15 protein-coding genes are annotated in these 17,383 nt (G+C 69.5%); 5 read left to right on the top strand and 10 right to left on the bottom strand.

Annotation, left to right across the window (positions count from 1 at the left end; genetic code table 11):
• The first annotated feature begins 41 nt into the window (after positions 1-41).
• The 4 genes from uvrA (at position 42) to BLU04_RS01420 (ending at position 8,612) form a co-directional block, all read left to right on the top strand.
• The gene (uvrA, locus tag BLU04_RS01435; protein WP_093288394.1) at positions 42-5,762 is read left to right on the top strand and encodes an excinuclease ABC subunit UvrA; all 5,721 of its coding nucleotides are present in this window, start codon (positions 42-44) and stop codon (positions 5,760-5,762) included.
• Between the two features lie 49 nt (positions 5,763-5,811).
• Positions 5,812-6,456 (top strand): DUF4136 domain-containing protein, encoded by a 645-nt coding sequence (locus BLU04_RS01430; RefSeq protein ID WP_093281274.1) that lies wholly within the window; start codon positions 5,812-5,814, stop codon positions 6,454-6,456.
• Positions 6,457-6,557: 101 nt separating this feature from the next.
• Complete coding sequence (locus tag BLU04_RS01425; RefSeq protein ID WP_093281271.1) at positions 6,558-7,559, top strand: oxidoreductase; 1,002 nt, start codon at positions 6,558-6,560, stop codon at positions 7,557-7,559.
• Between the two features lie 60 nt (positions 7,560-7,619).
• On the top strand, positions 7,620-8,612 hold the full coding sequence (locus BLU04_RS01420) for an AraC family transcriptional regulator (RefSeq protein WP_093281268.1): 993 nt from the start codon (positions 7,620-7,622) through the stop codon (positions 8,610-8,612).
• A gap of 29 nt (positions 8,613-8,641) precedes the next feature.
• On the opposite strand, the gene BLU04_RS01415 is transcribed toward BLU04_RS01420, so the two are convergent.
• The 7 genes from BLU04_RS01415 to BLU04_RS01385 form a co-directional block, all read right to left on the bottom strand.
• Positions 8,642-9,559, bottom strand: a complete 918-nt coding sequence (locus BLU04_RS01415) for a DNA-binding domain-containing protein (protein ID WP_093281265.1) — start codon at positions 9,557-9,559, stop codon at positions 8,642-8,644.
• On the bottom strand, positions 9,540-10,400 hold the full coding sequence (locus tag BLU04_RS01410) for a DUF692 domain-containing protein (RefSeq protein WP_093281262.1): 861 nt from the start codon (positions 10,398-10,400) through the stop codon (positions 9,540-9,542). The genes BLU04_RS01415 and BLU04_RS01410 overlap by 20 nt, the downstream gene beginning before the upstream one ends.
• A 64-nt stretch (positions 10,401-10,464) precedes the next feature.
• Positions 10,465-10,725, bottom strand: coding sequence for a hypothetical protein (locus tag BLU04_RS01405; protein WP_093288391.1), 261 nt, complete (start codon positions 10,723-10,725; stop codon positions 10,465-10,467).
• Between the two features lie 141 nt (positions 10,726-10,866).
• The gene (locus tag BLU04_RS01400) at positions 10,867-11,334 is read right to left on the bottom strand and encodes a DoxX family protein (protein WP_093281259.1); all 468 of its coding nucleotides are present in this window, start codon (positions 11,332-11,334) and stop codon (positions 10,867-10,869) included.
• Positions 11,335-11,370: 36 nt separating this feature from the next.
• Positions 11,371-12,165, bottom strand: a complete 795-nt coding sequence (locus BLU04_RS01395) for a hypothetical protein (RefSeq protein WP_093281255.1) — start codon at positions 12,163-12,165, stop codon at positions 11,371-11,373.
• Positions 12,162-12,701 carry an RNA polymerase sigma factor gene (locus BLU04_RS01390; RefSeq protein ID WP_093281253.1) on the bottom strand — a complete coding sequence of 180 codons (540 nt, stop codon included), beginning with the start codon at positions 12,699-12,701 and terminating at the stop codon, positions 12,162-12,164. The genes BLU04_RS01395 and BLU04_RS01390 overlap by 4 nt, the downstream gene beginning before the upstream one ends.
• A gap of 153 nt (positions 12,702-12,854) precedes the next feature.
• On the bottom strand, positions 12,855-14,045 hold the full coding sequence (locus BLU04_RS01385; RefSeq protein ID WP_157895012.1) for an MFS transporter: 1,191 nt from the start codon (positions 14,043-14,045) through the stop codon (positions 12,855-12,857).
• Positions 14,046-14,139: 94 nt separating this feature from the next.
• Here BLU04_RS01385 and BLU04_RS01380 point away from each other — a divergent pair, with 94 nt between their 5' ends.
• A complete protein-coding gene (locus BLU04_RS01380) occupies positions 14,140-14,583 on the top strand; it encodes a YiiD C-terminal domain-containing protein (RefSeq protein WP_093288389.1) in 444 nt (147 codons plus the stop codon).
• A gap of 261 nt (positions 14,584-14,844) precedes the next feature.
• Here BLU04_RS01380 and BLU04_RS01375 read toward each other — a convergent pair whose 3' ends face one another.
• The 3 genes from BLU04_RS01375 to BLU04_RS01365 all read right to left on the bottom strand — a co-directional run bounded on the left by BLU04_RS01375 (position 14,845) and on the right by BLU04_RS01365 (position 17,382).
• Positions 14,845-15,774: an OmpA family protein gene (locus tag BLU04_RS01375; RefSeq protein ID WP_093281247.1), complete on the bottom strand. Its 930-nt coding sequence runs from the start codon at positions 15,772-15,774 to the stop codon at positions 14,845-14,847.
• 91 nt (positions 15,775-15,865) lie between these two features.
• Positions 15,866-16,525, bottom strand: a complete 660-nt coding sequence (gene aat / locus BLU04_RS01370; protein WP_093281244.1) for a leucyl/phenylalanyl-tRNA--protein transferase — start codon at positions 16,523-16,525, stop codon at positions 15,866-15,868.
• Positions 16,526-16,923: 398 nt separating this feature from the next.
• Positions 16,924-17,382, bottom strand: coding sequence for a TPM domain-containing protein (locus BLU04_RS01365; RefSeq protein WP_157895011.1), 459 nt, complete (start codon positions 17,380-17,382; stop codon positions 16,924-16,926).
• Between the last annotated feature and the right edge of the window lies 1 nt (position 17,383).

Genomic DNA, 17,383 nt, shown 5'->3' with positions numbered 1-17,383 from the left:
TCGCGAAGCCGAAAAGGCGTGCTATCTTCACCTCCCTTCCCATGGCTTATTCGTGCATCTCGGTCCGCGGCGCGCGGGTCCACAATCTCAAAGGCATCGATGTCGACATCCCCCACGGCACGCTGACGGTCGTCACCGGGCTCTCCGGCTCGGGCAAGTCGTCGCTCGCCTTCGACACGCTCTATGCCGAGGGGCAGCGCCGGTATGTCGAGACCTTCTCTCCCTACACGCGCCAGTTCCTCGACCGGATCGACAAGCCCCAGGCCGATTCGATCGAGGGGATCCCGCCCGCCATCGCGATCGAGCAGGCGAACGCCGTCCGCACCTCGCGGAGCACCGTCGGGACGATGACCGAGGTCGCCGACCACCTGAAGCTCCTCTTTCCCCGCCTCGCCCGGCCCGATTGCCCGACCTGCGGCCGCCCGATCCGGGCGTGGACGGCGCGGGAGATCGTCGCCGACGCGGCGGGGGTCTTCCCCGACGGGGAGTGCCTCGTCCTCTTTCCCATCGCCTTCCCGAAGGGGACGCCCCGGGGCGAGGCCGCCGCCTTCCTCGGCGCGCAGGGCTTCCTGCGGACCTGGGAGAAGGGCGAGGTCGTCCGCCTCGACGAGGGCGACCCGAAGGCCGCCGTGCCGGAGGAACTCCTCGTCGTCCAGGACCGGGTGAGGACGAAGGAGACGGCCCGCCTCGCCGAGGCGGTCGAGAACGCCCTCCGCTACGGCAAGGAGGAGGTCCGCCTCCGCTCGCCCTCGGGCGGGGAAGAGCATCGCTACAACCGCAAGGCCGTCTGCCCGCACGACGGGGCGACGGTCCCCGACGCGACTCCGGCCCTCTTTTCCTTCAACCACCCGACCGGGGCCTGTCCCCTCTGTCGCGGCTTCGGGCGGACCGTCGAGATCGATTACGAGCGGGCGCTCCCCGACCGTTCCCTCACGATCCGCCAGGGCGTCGTCCGCGCCTTCCAGGGCGACACGATGGCCGAGAGCCAGCGCGATCTCCTCCGCGCCTGCAAAAAGAACGACATCCCGATCGACGTCCCCTTCGCCCGCCTCTCCGAGAAGGACCGCCGCTTCGTCCTCGACGGCGAGATCCCGGCCGACGCCGATCCCGAGGAATCGTACGGGCAGGGGCTCTGGTACGGCGTGAAGGGGTTCTTCCGCTGGCTCGAATCGAAGAGCTACAAGATGCACGTCCGCGTTCTCCTCTCCCGCTACCGGGATTACCGGACCTGCCCGGCGTGCCACGGCGCGCGGCTCCGGCCCGAGGCGCTCCTCTATCGGATGCCGTGCCCCGACGGGGTCCGGCGGAATGTCGCCGAGATCAACCTCCTCCCGCTCGACGCCTCGTTCACCCTCTTCAGCACCCTCGCCATTGCCGATGCCGACGAGCCGACCGAGCGGCTCCGGCGCGAGATCGTCCTCCGCCTCGGCTACCTCCGCGACGTCGGCCTCGGCTACCTCACCCTCGACCGCGCGACCCGGACCCTCTCGGGCGGCGAGATCGCCCGGGTCAACCTCACCTCGTGCCTCGGCAACGACCTGGTGAACACCCTCTTCGTCCTCGACGAACCGACGATCGGCCTCCACCCGCGCGACACAGGGAAGCTCCTCGGCATCGTCGAACGGCTCCGCGACCGGGGGAACACCGTCCTCCTCGTCGAGCACGACGAGGCGGTGATGCGGCGGGCCGACTGGCTCGTCGACCTCGGCCCCGGGCGCGGCGAGCAGGGCGGCACGGTTCTCCACTCCGGCCCGCTCGGCGACCTGAAGGGGGACGGCGCCTCCCTCACGGGGAAGTACCTTCACGGCAAGACCTCGGTCCCGCTCCCGAAGGAGCGGCGGAAGCCGAAGCCGGGCCAGGCCCTCCGCCTCGAAGGGGCGCGGGCGAACAACCTCGACGGCCTCGACCTCGATCTCCCGCTCGGCCTCCTCGTCGCGATCACCGGCGTCAGCGGCTCGGGGAAAAGCACCCTCGTCCACGAAGTCCTCCACGATACCCTCGCCCTCGCGGAGCGGACGGCGCGGGAGCAGGGAGAGACGCCGGAGGAGGCCTCGTCGCCGACGCTGCGGAAGCTGACCGGCCATACCGCGCTCGGCGAGATCCTCCGCGTCGATCAATCGCCGCTCACCCGGACCTCCCGCTCCAATCCGGCGCTCTACCTCGGCATCTGGGGTCCGATCCGGGAGCTCCTCGGCCAGACCGAGGAGGCCGCGGCGCAGGGGCTGACGGCGGGGGCGTTCTCCTTCAACGGCGGGATGGGGCGGTGCCTCCGGTGCGGCGGCTCCGGCTCGGAGAAGGTCGAGATGCAGTTCCTCGCCGACGTCTTCATCACCTGCCCCGTCTGCGACGGGAAGCGGTTCCAGCCCCACGTCCTGAAGATTTCCTACCGGGGCCGGAACGTCGACCAGATCCTCGCGATGACGGCGCTCGACGCCCGCGATTTCTTCCGGACGACCGACGACCTCGACGCCTTCCACCGCTCGCGGCACGAGGCGATCATCCCGATCCTCTCGCTCCTCGCCGACGTCGGCCTCGGCTACCTTCGCCTCGGCCAGCCGCTGAGCCATCTCTCGGGCGGCGAGGCGCAGCGGATCAAGCTCGTCTCCCACCTCTCCGGCGCGGGCGGCGAGGAGGAAGAAGAGACGAAGCCGAAGAAAGGAAAGGAAAAGGAGAAGGCCGGCAGCCGCCTCTTCATCCTCGACGAGCCGACGACCGGCCTCCACTTCGACGACGTCCGGCTCCTCCTCGCGCTCCTCCAGCGGATCGTCGACCGGGGCGACTCGGTCTTCGTCATCGAGCACAACCTCGACGTTATCGCGACCGCCGACTGGGTCGTCGAGCTCGGCCCCGAGGCGGGAGCGGGCGGCGGGAAGCTCGTCGCCGAGGGGACGCCCGAGGCGGTGGCCCGGGGGACGAGCGCGACCGCGCCCTACCTGGCCGACCGGCTGGCGGGACGGCGGACGAAGCTCGCCGCGCCGCAGGGGGCGAAAAAGGCGAGGCGGGAATCGGGCGCGACGGGCGACATCGTCATCGAGAACGCCCGGCACCACAACCTGCGCAACGTCTCGACGACGATCGAGCGGGGGAAGATGACCGTCGTCACCGGCCTCTCGGGGTCGGGCAAGTCGACCCTCGCCTTCGACCTCCTCTTCGCCGAGGGGCAGCGGCGCTACCTCGACAGCCTCAACGCCTACGCGCGGCAGTTCGTCGACCAGATGGAGAAACCGGCCGTCGACGCCGTCCGCGGCCTCCCGCCGGCCGTCGCCATCGAGCAGCGGCTGACGCGGGGCGGCGGCAAGAGTACCGTGGCGACGATCACCGAGATCCACCAGTTCCTCCGGCTCCTCTACGCGAAGCTCGGCGTCGTCCACGATCCCGAGACCGGCGAGGCCGCCGTCCGGCAGAGCCCCGGCGAACTGCTCGCCCGCCTCGACGCGCAGCTCGCGAAGTCGGGCGAGCTGACGGTCCTCGCGCCGCTGATCAAGGCGCGGAAAGGGATCCACACCGAGATCGCGAAGTGGGCCGAGAAAAAGGGCTACCCCTATCTCCGCGTCGACGGGAAGTGGATCGAGCCGGCGAAGTTCAAGGCCCTCGACCGCTTCACCGAGCACACCATCGACGCCGTCCTCGGCAACCTCTCGCGGAAGCAGCCCGAAGCGGAACGCCGCCGCCTCGTCGAGACGGCGCTCCTCCTGGGGCGCGAGACCTTCTACGTCATCGACAACCGGAGCCGCCAGACGGTCCACAGCACCGCCCTCTACTGCCCCGGGACGGGCCGCGCCTTCGAGGAGCCCGATCCCCGGCTCTTCTCGTTCAATTCCCCCCACGGCTGGTGCGTGGCGTGCCAGGGGTATGGGACGCTGGCCGATCTCCCCGCCTCGGCGCTCGACGACGAGGCCGGGGAGCTGGCGCGGGAACTCGCCATCGAGGCGGCCCGCGACCGGGCCGAGGAGGAGGCCGACGGCGCGGAGGAATCGACGACGCGGCCCTGTCCGGCGTGCGACGGCGGGCGGTTGAACCCGCTCGCCCGCGCGGTGCGGCTCCCGCTCGGGAAGCTCGCCGTCGACGGGGCGAAGGTCGATCCGACGCTCCCCGACCTCGGGCGGCTCACCGTCGGCGCGGCGGCGGCGTGGTTCGCCGTGCTCCGCACGAAGCTGAAGGGACGGGCGGCGGCGATCGGGCGGGACATCGTCCCCGAGATCGCCCAGCGGCTCCTCTTCCTGGAGGAGGTCGGCCTCGGCTACCTGACGCTCGACCGCTCGGCGACGACGCTTTCCGGCGGCGAATCGCAGCGGATCCGCCTCGCGGCGCAGCTCGGCTCCAATTTGCAGGGGGTCCTCTACGTCCTCGACGAGCCGACGATCGGCCTCCATCCGAAGGACAATGAGCGGCTCCTCGATTCCCTCGACGCGCTGAAGGCGAAGGGGAACACCCTCGTCGTCGTCGAGCACGACGAGGAGACGATGCGCCGCGCCGACCGGATCCTCGACCTCGGCCCCGGCGCGGGGCGCGAAGGCGGGAAGATCGTCGCCGAGGGGACGTGGAAGCAGCTGGCCGCCGATCCGAAGTCGGTCACCGGGATGGCCCTCGCCCATCCGCCGCAGCATCCGATCCGGGGTTCCCGTCGGCCGTGCGGGAGGAAGGAGACGGGCTGGCTGCAGGTCGTCGGCGCGAAGGCGAACAACCTGAAGGGGATCGACGCCGCGCTCCCGCTCGGCCGCCTCATCGTCCTCTGCGGGCCGAGCGGCGCGGGCAAGAGCACGCTCCTGCACGAGGTGGTGAAGCCCGCGTTGCAGGCGGCGTTGGCGCAAAAGGGGGCCAAGAAGGGGAAGGCCGTCGCTGATCCGCGCTGGAAGAAGCTCGTCGGGGCCGAGGCGATTTCCTCCCTCTGCGAGATCGACGCCTCGCCGATCGGGAAGACGCCCCGCTCGACCCCGGCGACCTACCTCGGCCTCATGGACGGGCTCCGGAATCTCTTCGCCGCGACGCCGCTCTCCCGGCAGCGCGGCTACACGGCGGCCCGCTTCTCCTTCAATAGCGGCAATGGCCGGTGCGAGACCTGCCAGGGACAGGGCAGCGTGAAGGTCGAGATGCCGTTCCTGCCCACGGTCCACATCCCGTGCGAGGCGTGCGGCGGGAAGCGGTACAAGGCCGAGACGCTCGACGTCCTCTTCAACGGGAAGAACATCTCCGAGGTCCTGAACATGGGGATCGACGAGGCCTCGTCCTTCCTCGAAGGGGTGCCCCGCCTGAAGCGGCCCCTCGACCTCCTGCGGCAGACCGGCCTCGGCTACCTGACCCTCGGGCAGCCGAGCCCGACCCTCTCCGGCGGGGAGGCGCAGCGGCTGAAGCTGATCGCGCAGCTGGCGGCCTCGCTGGAGGGGGCGCTCCAGACGCGGCTGCGGAGCCGGTCGCCGGTCGCCGCGCGGCAGCTCTTCCTCCTGGAGGAGCCGACGATCGGCCTCCATCCCGCCGACGTCGGGCGCCTCCTCGATCTCCTCCAGAGCCTCGTCGACGCGGGCCACACGGTCGTCGTCATCGAGCATCACCTCGGCGTCATCGCCGAGGCCGACCACGTCCTCGAGCTCGGGCCGGGCGCGGGCGCGGCGGGCGGGAAGATCATCTTCACCGGGACGCCCGAGGAGCTGGCGAAGCTCCCCGAGGCGAAATCGGTGACCGGGCCGTTCGTGAAGTCGGAGCTGGAGGCCGGATGGAAGGCGAAGGCCAAGGCGGGGGCGGCGAAGAAGCGCGGGGCGGTTTGAGTTCCCGCCGCGGTGGATTACATTAGGGGAGAACCCTCTTCCCCCCTTCATGAATATCCCCCGTCTTTCCCCTCTTTTGGTCGCCGTGACGGTGGCTGCGGCCTCCCTCCTCCTGGGAGGCTGCGGCACGCTCGTCTCCAACGTCACCACGTTCCACAATCTTCCCGAGCACGCCGCCCTCTCGGGATCGGTCTATGTGAGGACGAGCGGGGGCGGGAGCGACCTGGAGACGGAGAGCTACCGGACGCGGGTCTATGCGGCGCTGGGCCGGATCGGCCTCGCGAGGACCGAGAATGCGAAGGGGGCCGATTACAGCGCCGTTCTCAGCTATTCGATCGACGAGGGGAAGAAGTTCACCTTCAGCCAGCCGATCTATGCGCCCGTCTGGGAGCCGACCTACCATCCCCGGCTGATCCCGACCCGGCACGGCTACGTCTACGTGAACGATTTCTATCCCGAGCCGGTCTACGACGTCGTCGGCTACCAGCAGGGAACCGGGATCGCCTACACCCGCACCGCGACGCTGAAGCTGGTCCGCGCGAAATCGGGGGCGACGGTCTGGGAAGGACGCAACCGGAGCACCGGCCCCGAGGGCGAGATCAGCGCCGTCCTCCCCGGGATGATCGACGCGATGGTCCGCGATTTCCCCGGCACCTCGGGCAAGACCCGGGTGATCCAGGGCAGCGCGCAGTAACGCGGGTCGGATCCAGCCAGATCGATCGTGGCACGTCGTGCAAGTGCTTTGGCGCGTCGTGCCGATGACGGAAGGCGGGTCGAGGCGGTAGGATCGACGGCATGACCCTCCTCTCCCTGACCCCGCAATCCCCGATCGGCTCGGGATTCCATGTCGAAACCACCTCCGCCGAAGTCATCCGCGGCCTCGACCTGACCGGCAAGACGGCGATCGTCACCGGCGGCTACGCCGGGATCGGCCTGGAGACGGCGCGGACCCTGGCCGGGGCGGGTGCCTCGGTGATCGTCCCCGCCCGCGACCTCGAAAAGGCCAAGGCCAACCTGCGCGGTTTCCCCGGCATCGAGACCGCCTTCCTCGACCTGCTCGACCCCGACTCGATCGACGCCTTCGCCGCGTCGTTCCTCGCGTCGGGAAAGCCGCTCCATCTCCTGATCGACAACGCCGGCGTCATGGCTCCGCCGCTGACCCGCGACGCGCGCGGCTACGAAATCCAGTTCGCCACCAACCACCTCGGCCACTTCCACCTCACGGCGCGGCTCTGGCCCGCCCTCGTGAAAGCCGAGGGAGCGCGGGTGGTCGCGGTCTCCTCCGCCGGGCATCGCTTCTCCGGCGTCGACCTCGACGATCCGAACTTCGAGCGTCGCCCCTATGACAAGTGGCAGGCCTACGGCCAGTCGAAGACCGCGAACGCCCTCTTCGCCCTGGAGCTCGACCGGCGCGGGCGGGAATCGGGCATCCGCGCCTTTTCCCTCCATCCGGGGGCGATCGTGACCGACCTGGGCCGCCACCTCGTCGCCGACGACCTCAAGGCGTTCGGCGTCACCCTGGGCGCGGACGGCTCGTGGATCCTGGCACCCGACAGCCCGTTCAAACTCAAGACGATCCCCCAGGGAGCCGCGACGACGGTCTGGTGCGCGACGAGCCCCCGCCTGAACGGCCTGGGCGGCGTCTACTGCCAGGATTGCGAGATCGCCGCGCCTTCTTCCGGCGAAGGCTTGGAAGGGATGCGGGACGGCGTTCATCCGTGGGCCGTCGATCCCGGGGTGGCGGCGCGGCTCTGGAGCCGCAGCGAGGAGCTGACCGGGGTGGTCTTTCCGGCGTGAGCGGTCGGGCGGGGATTGATGTCGCCCCTTCCCGGTATCGCGCCTAGACTGGTCGTCGCCATGGAGCAGATCAAGATCCCGGCCATCCTCTCGCCCGCCCTGCGCAAGGCGGGGATCGATCCCGTCGTCGTGCTGCGCCGGGCGGGCTTTTCTCCGGCTTTCCTGGCCGACGGAGAGGGGATGGCGACCCCGGAGCAGGTCGTCCGGCTCTGGGCCGTGATCGAGGGGATGGCTCCCGATCCGGCCTTCGCCCTGCGGCTGCCGCTGATGATCCCGCCCGAGAAGCATCACCCCGCGAGCATCGCCGCCCAGCACGCCCGCGATTTCCGCGACGGGCTGGCCCGGTTCGCCCGCTACAAGCTGCTCTGCTGCGGCGAGGAGATCGGGGTCGAGGTGCGCAGGGGGGAATGCCTCGTCTCCTTCGATTGGCCGCAGATTCCGGGGCCGCTCCCGCCGTTCTTCGTCGACGTGGTGTTTTCCTCGACCCTCGAACTGGGACGGCGCGGCACCCGGCGCGACCTCCGTCCGCTGCGGGTCGAGCTGGCCCGGCGGCGTCTCCCCGGAGGCGGCCACGAGGCCCACTACGGCTGCCCCGTCCGCTGGGGGGCGCGCCGGAACCTCCTCGTCTTCCGCGCCGCCGACCTCGACCTCCCGTTCGCCACCTACAACGCCGAGCTGCTCGCGATGCTCGGTCCCCAGCTGGAGGCCGAACTGGCCCGGCGGAAGTCGGTGCGGACGGTTTCCGAGAAGGTGAAATGGGTCGTCGCCCGGTCCCTGGAAAAGGGGCGCGTCGACATGGCCGACATCGCCCGGGAGATCGGCCTCGGCAGCCGGACGCTCCAGCGCCGGATCGCGGAGGAGGGGACGACGTTCCGCCGCCTGGTCGACGAGACGCGGCGGGAGCTGGCCCGGCGCTACCTGGGCCAGCCGTCGCTGGCCCTGGGAGAGGCCGCCTTCCTCCTCGGCTACGAGGACCCCAATTCGTTCTTTCGCGCCTTCAGCCGTTGGGAGGGGCGGACGCCCGGCGACTGGCGGGCGGCGCAAGAGGCTTGAGGCAAGAGGCTTAAAAATCCGAGGCTGCCTCAGCATCCCTTGAACGCCGCCAGCCAGCCGAGCTGGGCCCAGAGGCGGAAGCCGTCCTGGATGATCCGGCTGCGGCGTTCGAGTTCGGCTTCGGGATTCCGTTTCGGCAGCGGTTGGGGGAAGGCGTCCTGGCAGGCCTTGGCGAGGGGGCGGCCCGCGCCGAGGGCGGCGAGGAGGCGGAAGGCCTCGGGGCCGAGCCGCTTCGAGTAGAGGAGCTGGTCGGAGCGATGGACGGCGAGCCAGGTTTTTTCGGGCTTCGGAAGCGGCGGGCGCTTTTTCTCTTTTCCCTTCTTTTTCCTCCGCGTGAGGACGTTGCTCGCCTCGGAGCGGAGGCGGGTGTCGTGCTGGAGGGCGAGGACGAAGGCGTCGACGGGGTGGCGGAGTTCGAGGAGGGTGAGGTGGGGCTGGAGGCGGAAGCGGAGCTGGCCCGGATCGCCCCCGGACAGAACCTCGGCGGGGAGGGGGGGGAGCTCGGCCTCGTCGAAGGCGACGACCTGGGCCCACTCGAAGCGGGCGAGGTCGACGGCGAGGGCCTGTCCCGGCCGGGGAGAGCTCCATTTCCGGTTTGCCGGTTGCGCGAGGAAGGCGGGGAGAAGGCTGCCGAGGTTGCGGAGAGTGTGGCTGCGGGAGGGGTGGGCCGTCAGGTAGGCGCGGGAGAGGGCGGCGAAACGCCTCGCTCCGAGGGCGGCCTCCAGGGCGGGAAAGTCCTCGCGCAGGGCCTCCGTGACGCGGAGCCAGTATTGGACGTGGTAGATGTCGAGCCGTTCGGCGGCGGTGAGGCGGTCGTTCGGCTTGACGAGGGCGAGGGCCGTGCGCTCCTTCTTCGCGCCGGGCGGGGCCATGATCGCGGCGGCGACGGTTTTCTGGAACGCCTTCAATCCGGCGCGGGAGCGGGCGTCAGGCTTGGGCTTGGCCATGGGAGGAGCGGTGGGCGTCGAGGTAGCGGGACGATTTCTTCGCCTCGGCGTGGACTTCGTCGAAGGAGGGAATGCGGTCGTCCCATTCGAGGAGGGTCGCCGTCGCCCCGGTCCGCGCGAGGACGCGGGCGTAGAGTTTCCAGACGGGGTCGAGGACGGGATGGTCGTGGGTGTCGAGGAGGAAGCGTTCGTACTTCGAGTGGCCCGCGATGTGGATCTGGGCGACGCGCCGGGGATCGACAGAGTCGACGTAGACGCGCGGGTCGAAGCCGTGGTTCCTCGAGGAGACGTAGATGTTGTTCACGTCGAGGAGGACGCCGCAGTCGGCTTTCTCGACGACTTCGTTGAGGAATTCCCATTCGGTCATCTCCGAGGCGTGGAACTCGACGTAGCTGCTGACGTTCTCGACGGCGATGGGGACTTCGAGGAAGTCGCGGACCTCGCGAATCTTCTGCGCCGTCCGCTTCGCGGCGGCGAAGGTGTAGGGCATCGGGATGAGGTCGTGGGTGTAGGTGCCGTCGACGCTCCCCCAGCAGAGGTGGTCGGAGAGCCACGGGGTCTTCGTCCGCTTCACGAGGGCCTTCAGCCGCTTCAGGTGGGCGCGGTCGGTCTTGTCGGCGGAGCCGAAGTACATCGAGACGCCGTGCTGGACGACGCGGTATTGCTCGAGGATCTGGTCGAGGACGTGGAGGGGGCGGCCTCCGTCGACCATGAAGTTCTCGGAGATGATCTCGAACCAGTCGACGGTCGGCTTCCGGCTGAGGATGTGCTGGTAGTGGGGGACGCGGAGCCCGATGCCGATGCCGTAATCGGTGAAGCCGTTGAAGGCGTTGGCGGGCATGGGGGAAAAGGAAAGAAAAAGGAGCGCCGGGCGGGGATCGGACCGCGCCCGGCGCGGGAGCGGGCTAGAGGACGCTGTTGGTCTTGCAGCCGCCCTTGCCCTTGCAGGAGTTCTTGCCCTTGCAGCTGTTGTCGCCGCTCTTGCAGCCGCCCTTGCCCTTGCACGAATTCTGGCCCTTGCAGGAGTTCGTGTCGGCGGTGTTGATCGAGGCCTGGAGGAGGGAGCCGGGAGCGGACGAGGCGGAGGCGTGGACGCGGGCCGAGGTTCCGGCGGTGAGGCCGGCGACGGCGAGGCCGAGGAGGAGGGCGTGAGTGGTGCGGTTCATGATGAGGTTTTCCTTGGGTTGGATGTTCGACGTTGAGTTTCGGGCCGCCGTCTTCCCTGGCGGGATCGGCGGCGGCATGGAACGTGAGAGGCGGGGCGTCGGGATTTATTCCCGTGGGGGACGAAAAAGATGGGGAAAAATTTAGGGGTGGGTGCCTTTGTTCCGGCAGAGGAGGGCGTCGACGGAGAGTTTGCCCGGGCCGAAGAGGAGGACGATGAGGAAGGCGAAGGCGAAGAGGAAGGGGGCGGCGGAGACGAACTTGTCGGGCGCGGTCCAGATCGCCTGGAGGGACTCCTTTTCGGCCGTGGCATAGGCGACGCCCATGACGAAGAGGAGCGGCACGGGGACGATCCGGCTGGCGAAGCCGACGGCGAAGAGGAGCCCGCCGAGGGTCTCGGTCCCAGCGGCCATCACGGCATTCGCGTAGGGGAAGGGGATGCCGAGGTGGTCGAAGAAGCCGGAGACGTCCTTGAGGTGGGTCACTTTCCCCCAGCCCGCGAGCATCATGTTGATGCCCCAGTACAGCCGGATGGCGAGGAGGAAGGGCGACTGGAGGAGTTCGAGGAAGGCGGTCCAGCCTTCGTAGATGCGTTTGAGAGGATGGCTCATGGGGGGGCGGGTTCTTTCGGCGTGGGGTTGGGGAAATCAGAGGAGCTTTTTCACCGTCTCCAGGTCGCCCTCTCCGGCGAGGACGTAGGTGGTGGCGCCGTCCCGCCAGCTGGCGAGGGTCCAATCGCCGTGGCGGTTGAATTGGGAATGGCCCTGGCCCTGGGGCGGCGCGGTGGCGGGCCGCCATCCGGCGTCGCGGATGACGAAGAGATGGACGATCTTCCCGTTCTCCAGCGTGAAGCAGACCTGGCCGACCTGCCGCCCCTTCCAGTTGAAGGTCCGGCAGCCGAGGCTGGGGACCGCCTGGAGGCTGCCGGGGAGGACGATCGGCGAGGGGGCGTGGTTGGCGGCGAGCCAATGCTCGAGCGTGGCGACGTCGGGGGATTCGTGCGCGAGTTGGGTGACCTCGCCGCACGCGATCTGTTCGGCGAGTTCCCCCTCGTAGCTGGCGTAGGAGGGACGGAGGAGGGGCAGGAGCGCGGCCGCCGCGATGGCGACGGCGGCCAGCGCGAGGAGGGCGTAGGCGCGGGGACGGCGCAGAAGGGGAACGGGAATGGCGACGGGCCGGGGCTCCGCCGACCGCATCCGCGCGAGGAGGGCGGCCTTCGCGTCGGGGTCGGGCGCGGCGGTGGGGAACGTCTCGGCAAGCCTCCCCGTGACGTGGAGGTCGACGCGGCGTTCCTCGGCCAGCCAGCGGGCGAGCTCGGGATCGCGGCGGGCGAGGGCGAGGGCCTCGGCGAAGGCGGGATCGGCGTCGTCGGCCCCGTTCGCGCGGGCGGCGCGCAGCAGGCGGCGGGCTTCCTCGGGAGTCAGGGAGGAAGGCCGGCTCATGAAAGGGCCTCCGATTGCGATGGCGATGGCGACGGCGATTGGGCGGCGGGGAGGAGGCGGGCGCGGAGGGCTTCCTTCCCGCGCGCGATCCGGGACATGACGGTGCCGATGGGGATGTCGAGGATCGCGGCGATTTCCTTGTAGGAGTGATCGTGGAGGTAGAAAAGGGAGAGGGGCGCGCGGAAGACCTCATCGACGTGGCGGAGGGCGTTCAGGACGGTCGCCCCGTCGAGGCTCGCCTCCATGGCGGGGGGGATGACGGGGAGATCGCCGGTGAGGGCGCAGGCTTCGAGTTCCCGTTCGGGGAAACGGTTTTCCCGCCGCCGCGCCCCGAGGAACTGCCGGTAGAGGGTGCTGAAGAGCCAGCTTTTCACTTTCGAGGGGTCGCGCAATTGATGTCCTTTTTCAGCCCAGGCGACGAAGGTCTGCTGCGTGAGGTCGCCCGCTTCATGGCTGTCCCGGGCGAGACTCAGGGCAAAGCGGTGGAGCGGTCCGTAATAACGCTCCACCATCTCTTCAAAATCGACGGCGGCCATGGTCTGTGGAGTGGGAGGCTCGGGGGAACGACTTTATTCCCGGAAAAATGAGGGCGGCAGGATAGGGCGGAATCCCTGCCCGAATTTAGCGGGCCTTCCCCGGTCAAGGCAAGCCGCAAGCCGGTGGGACGGGATGCGGAAAGGGTGTCGCCGTTAACCGGCCTGGCGTTTCTCTCGTCCCGCCGCGTGGACGGCCATCGCGAGGGTATTGAGGGCGATCCCGACGGCGCAGACGCCGGGCCATTGCCAGAGGGACCAGGCGACGGCCCCGACGAGGGAGCCCGCCGCGCCGCCGCCGAAGCGCATGACCATGTAGATCGTGTTGAGGCGGCTCCGGGCCGAGGGGAGGAGGGCGACGATCTTCGCCTGTTCCGCCACCTGGACCGCCTGGACGCCGAGGTCCATGAGGAGGACGCCGACGATGAGTCCCGGGACCGTCACCCAGGCTCCCATCAGGACAAAGGAGACGCCTCCCAGGACGAGGGCGAGGCTGACGGCGCGGCCGCTCCCGATCCGGTCCGCGAGGCGTCCGAAGAACGGCGCGGCGAGGGCCCCGGCCAGCCCGACGAGGCCGAAGAGGCCGGCCTCGGCCGCGCCCCGGTGGAAGCGGTCGGCCATCAGGAAGGAGAGCGTCGTCCAGAAGGCGGTGAAGCTGCCGAAGGAGAGGGCGCTGACGAGGGACGAGGTCCAAAGCTTGGGACGGCCCCGGGCGACCTCCCAGAGGGACGACATCAGCCTGCCGTAGGACATCGCCGCCATCTCCCGCGACGGGGCGTGGCGGGGGAGGCGGAACTCGATCGCGACGGCGACCGCCGCCATGAAGGCCGCCGCCATCGCGAAGACCGCGCGCCAGCCGAAGGCGTCCGAGACGGCGCCGCCGATCGTCCGTCCCAATAGCAGGCCGCCGAGGACCCCCGTCATCAATGTCCCGACGACCCGGCCCCCGTCCTCCGGCGGGGAGAACTCGACCGCCATCGGGATCAGGATCTGGGCGCTCATCGCCGTCGCCGCCACGCAGAACTGGAGGGCGACGAGGAGGGGAAGGGAGGGGGCGCAGGCCATCGCCACGAGGAAGAGGATGCAGGCCCCCATCAGGCCGACGACGAGCCGCCGCCGCTCCAGCAGATCGCCGAGCGGCAGGAAGAAGAGGAGGCCGACGCCGTAGCCGACCTGCGAGGCGACGGAGACATGGCCGACCTGGGCCGGGGAGGCGTGGAAGTAGGCGGCGAGGCTCCCGAGGAGGGGCTGATTGTAGGCGATGTTCGCGACCGAGGCCCCCGATGCGAGGCTCATCAGCCAGAGGGTGCCTTGGGAGAAATGGAGATGGGCGGGGCGATGGGACATCGGGAAAGGAGGGGGACGATAGCACGCGGGCCGCGGTTTTCCAAGGAACCCGCCGCTATCTTTTCCGGGCCGCCTGTGGGAGGATGGCGGGGTCATGACCTCCGCCGACCTGGAACGGTACCTGCACGAATTCATTCCGCTTTCCCATGCGATGGGGGTGCGGGTCATCCGGGGGGACGGAGAGGGCGTCGAGCTGGCCGCGCCCCTCGGGCCGAATCTCAATCATCACCGGACCGCCTTCGGCGGCAGCATCGCTTCGCTGGCGATCCTCAGCGCGTGGACCTTGTTCCACGTCCGCCTGCGCGGGGTGGTGGCGAGCTCCCAGCTCGTGATCCAGCGGAGCGAGTTTTCCTATCTCAAGCCGATCGAGGGGGAGTTCTCGGCATTCTGCCCCGGGCCCGCGGCTGAAAAGTGGGAACGTTTCCTCGCCGTTTTCGGGAGGAAAGGAGTCGGTCGGTTGGCGCTGACGGCAGAGGTGCGGTACGCCGGAGAGGTGGCGGGACGCTTCGAGGGGGATTACGTGGCGACGCGGGGGTAGGGGGAAGGGGATCGCAGGGGAGGGGCAGCCCTTCGGGACGGGGTACATCTCCCTGTGCAGCTGGATGTAACCCGCGCGTTTAAAGATGCAAGAGGGGCTTCGCCCCTCCTGCATCTCCCCGTCTGACAGGCCTGGGTGTGGAGAGCGCGCGATCCTAAAGGCTGTTCTCCCATCCGCTCACTTTACTCCGCTGGATCCAACCTCCTTGAGGGCCGAGCCGCGGGAAGGAGCATCCGGAGGCAGGCCTATCCTCCTGGTTCTTTAATCCCCCACCGTCAGAACAATTTCCACCCGGCGGTTCTTCGTGTGGTCGGGGCTGTCGTTCGGGACCAGGGGGCGGGTGTCGGCGAATCCCTGCGCGGCGATCTTCATCGTGGCGAGGGAGGGGACGCTGTCGGTCAGCGCCTTCACGACGGCCCCGGCGCGGGTGCTGGTGAGGTCCCAGGCGTTGGTCGATTTCAGGGGGGTGCTGTCGAAGTGGGCCTCGACGGCGACGGCGGCGGGGAGTTTCTGGGCGGCCTGGGTCGAGATGGCGGCGGCGACGGTCTTCAGGAGGGGCGCGCCCTTGGCGTTCGGGACGGTTTCGCCCGGATCGAAGAGGAGGCCGGTGCCGATGCGGATGATGACGCGGGGCGCGGTGGCGGCATCGCCGGGGGCGGTGACGACCTGGATGTCGGGATCGTTCGGGATCGCCTTGTCGAGGGCGGCGCGGAGGGCCTCGGCGCCGAGGCGGCGGGCCTCGGCGGCCTTGCCCGCCTGGTCGGCGCGGGCCTGGACGTCCTGGAGCGATTCGGTCGTCTCCCGGAGGATCTGTTCGCGGTTCCGCAGGAGGGAGCCCTCGCGGGAGAGCTCGGTCTGAAGGCGGTCGACCTCGGAGCGGAGTTTCTGGTTGTCGGAGACGAAGAGCTGGAGCTGTTCCTGCGCCTCGCGGTTGCTCTGCTCCGATTTGGAGAGGCGGGTGTGGAAGAGGAAGGCGGCGACGGCGAGGAAGAAGCAGAGGCCGCTCCAGAAGAAGAGGCCGCCCCGGCCGCCGGGAGGGGCGAGGGGCTGGAGGCGGGCGAGGGGGGAAACCGGGGGAGCGGGGTAAGGGGTCGAGGATGTCGGTGACGGCTCCGTCGGCTGCGGCGGCGTTTGCGGCTTCGATTCCTTCCCTGCCGATGCGGCCCCCGGTATGTCTAACCCTTCGCTCATGCGGGGAGACTTTCGCCGAGGATCGGCGCTGCCGCAACCAAAAAGGCCCCGGCGGGGGAAGGGGCGCGTCGGGATTGCGGCAAAGGAGGCCTTAGAATCTCGCCGGGAGGGCCACCGCGGCCTCGAGCCGCCGGAGGTATTCCTTCCGGGGGATGTCGACGGCGCCGAAGGTGCGGGTGATGGGGGTGGCGACCTGGGTGTCGAAGAGGGTGAATCCGGCCCCGCGCAGGTGGGCGGCGAGGGCGCAGAGGGCGAGCTTCGAGGCGTCGGTCACGCGGTGGAACATCGACTCCCCGGCGAAGAACCCGCCGAGGGCGACGCCGTAGATGCCTCCGACGAGGGTCTCCCCTTCCCAGACCTCGACGCTGTGGGCGTGGCCTTCCCGGTGGAGGGCGGTGTAGGCGGCGACGAAGCCGGGGGTGATCCACGTTTCCTCCCGGCCCGGCGCGGGTTCGGCGCAGCCCGCGATGACGGCGGGGAAGGCGGCGTCCCGGGTGATGCGGAAGCGGCCCTGGCGGAATTTCTGGACGAGGCGCTTCGGGGTGTGGAAGGCGGCGAGGTCGAAGACGGCGCGGGGATCGGGGGACCACCAGGTGACGGGGTCCTCGGTCCAGGGGAAGACGCCGTGGCGGTAGGCCTCCAGGAGGCGGGGGATGGAGAGATCGCCGCCGACGGCAAGGAGGCCGTCCCGCTGGGCCTGGTCGACCGGAGGGAAGGCCAACTCGCGGGGATGGAGAAGGGAGACCTTCACCGGTCCATTATCGTCGGAGCGCGGCGCGGTGTCAAAGCGGCTATCTTCCCGTTCCCGCAGCACTCGGACGCATGATTCCTCCCAAGCACGCCCTCTCCCAATAGGAGTCTAGGCGTATTGGTACCGCTACTCCTTCAGTACGTACCCTCGGACGCTCAGGGAAGCAGCGGATTTTAAAACAGTTTGGAGACGAGGCGCCGCCCAAGCGCGTCCGCCTAGTTCAGGCCCTCCGAAGGGGACTGCCTGCGCGATAGCGCAATACCTCGTAAAGGGGAAACTAACTTGCAGGGTCGGGAGACAAGTTCGAGGAGGGGCGAAGCCCCTCTTGGGCTATAAAGCGGATCGCCTCCAACTGTACAGGGTCGACCCCGCAAGCCCCGAAGGGCCGCCCCACCCCCCTAATCCTCCGTAACCGCATCAGAAAGCTCATTGCGATCCGCCTCCCCTCGGGGGAAGTGAGCGGCGAGATGATCCCCGATCCGGGCGACGGCGCTCACAAGGCCCGCATGGAAATCGCCCTCACGGAAGCACGCCGCGATCTGCGCGGTGATCTCCTCCCAGGCGGCGGTCCCGATCTTCGCGTGGATGCCGGTATCGCCGACGAGGGCGAAGTTCCGCGAGGCCGGGGCGACGAGGAGGAGGACGCCGTTGCGGAGGGCGGTCTTCTCCATGCCGAGGCGGAGGAACTGGGCCTGCGCGGCGGCGACGGGATCGCCGACGCGGTGGCGGGTGACGAAGAGGCGGATTTCCCCGGAGGTGCGGGCCTCGGCCCCGGCGATGGCGTGGACGAGGGCGTCGTGGTCGAGGGCGGAGAGGAATTTCCGGTGGCGGAAAGGGAAGAGCCAGGAGAAGTTCATG

Source organism: Verrucomicrobium sp. GAS474 (genome assembly GCF_900105685.1).
Lineage (GTDB): Bacteria > Verrucomicrobiota > Verrucomicrobiia > Methylacidiphilales > GAS474 > GAS474.
The sequence above is the reverse complement of the archived record's forward strand: the minus strand, read 5'-3'. Positions and strand labels throughout refer to the sequence as shown.

Coding starts and splice junctions, on each gene's coding strand:
- uvrA (WP_093288394.1), top strand. CDS start 42: ATGGCTTATTCGTGCATCTCGGTCCGCGGCGCGCGGGTCCACAATCTC.
- BLU04_RS01430 (WP_093281274.1), top strand. CDS start 5,812: ATGAATATCCCCCGTCTTTCCCCTCTTTTGGTCGCCGTGACGGTGGCT.
- BLU04_RS01425 (WP_093281271.1), top strand. CDS start 6,558: ATGACCCTCCTCTCCCTGACCCCGCAATCCCCGATCGGCTCGGGATTC.
- BLU04_RS01420 (WP_093281268.1), top strand. CDS start 7,620: ATGGAGCAGATCAAGATCCCGGCCATCCTCTCGCCCGCCCTGCGCAAG.
- BLU04_RS01415 (WP_093281265.1), bottom strand. CDS start 9,559: ATGGCCAAGCCCAAGCCTGACGCCCGCTCCCGCGCCGGATTGAAGGCG.
- BLU04_RS01410 (WP_093281262.1), bottom strand. CDS start 10,400: ATGCCCGCCAACGCCTTCAACGGCTTCACCGATTACGGCATCGGCATC.
- BLU04_RS01405 (WP_093288391.1), bottom strand. CDS start 10,725: ATGAACCGCACCACTCACGCCCTCCTCCTCGGCCTCGCCGTCGCCGGC.
- BLU04_RS01400 (WP_093281259.1), bottom strand. CDS start 11,334: ATGAGCCATCCTCTCAAACGCATCTACGAAGGCTGGACCGCCTTCCTC.
- BLU04_RS01395 (WP_093281255.1), bottom strand. CDS start 12,165: ATGAGCCGGCCTTCCTCCCTGACTCCCGAGGAAGCCCGCCGCCTGCTG.
- BLU04_RS01390 (WP_093281253.1), bottom strand. CDS start 12,701: ATGGCCGCCGTCGATTTTGAAGAGATGGTGGAGCGTTATTACGGACCG.
- BLU04_RS01385 (WP_157895012.1), bottom strand. CDS start 14,045: ATGTCCCATCGCCCCGCCCATCTCCATTTCTCCCAAGGCACCCTCTGG.
- BLU04_RS01380 (WP_093288389.1), top strand. CDS start 14,140: ATGACCTCCGCCGACCTGGAACGGTACCTGCACGAATTCATTCCGCTT.
- BLU04_RS01375 (WP_093281247.1), bottom strand. CDS start 15,774: ATGAGCGAAGGGTTAGACATACCGGGGGCCGCATCGGCAGGGAAGGAA.
- BLU04_RS01365 (WP_157895011.1), bottom strand. CDS start 17,382: ATGAACTTCTCCTGGCTCTTCCCTTTCCGCCACCGGAAATTCCTCTCC.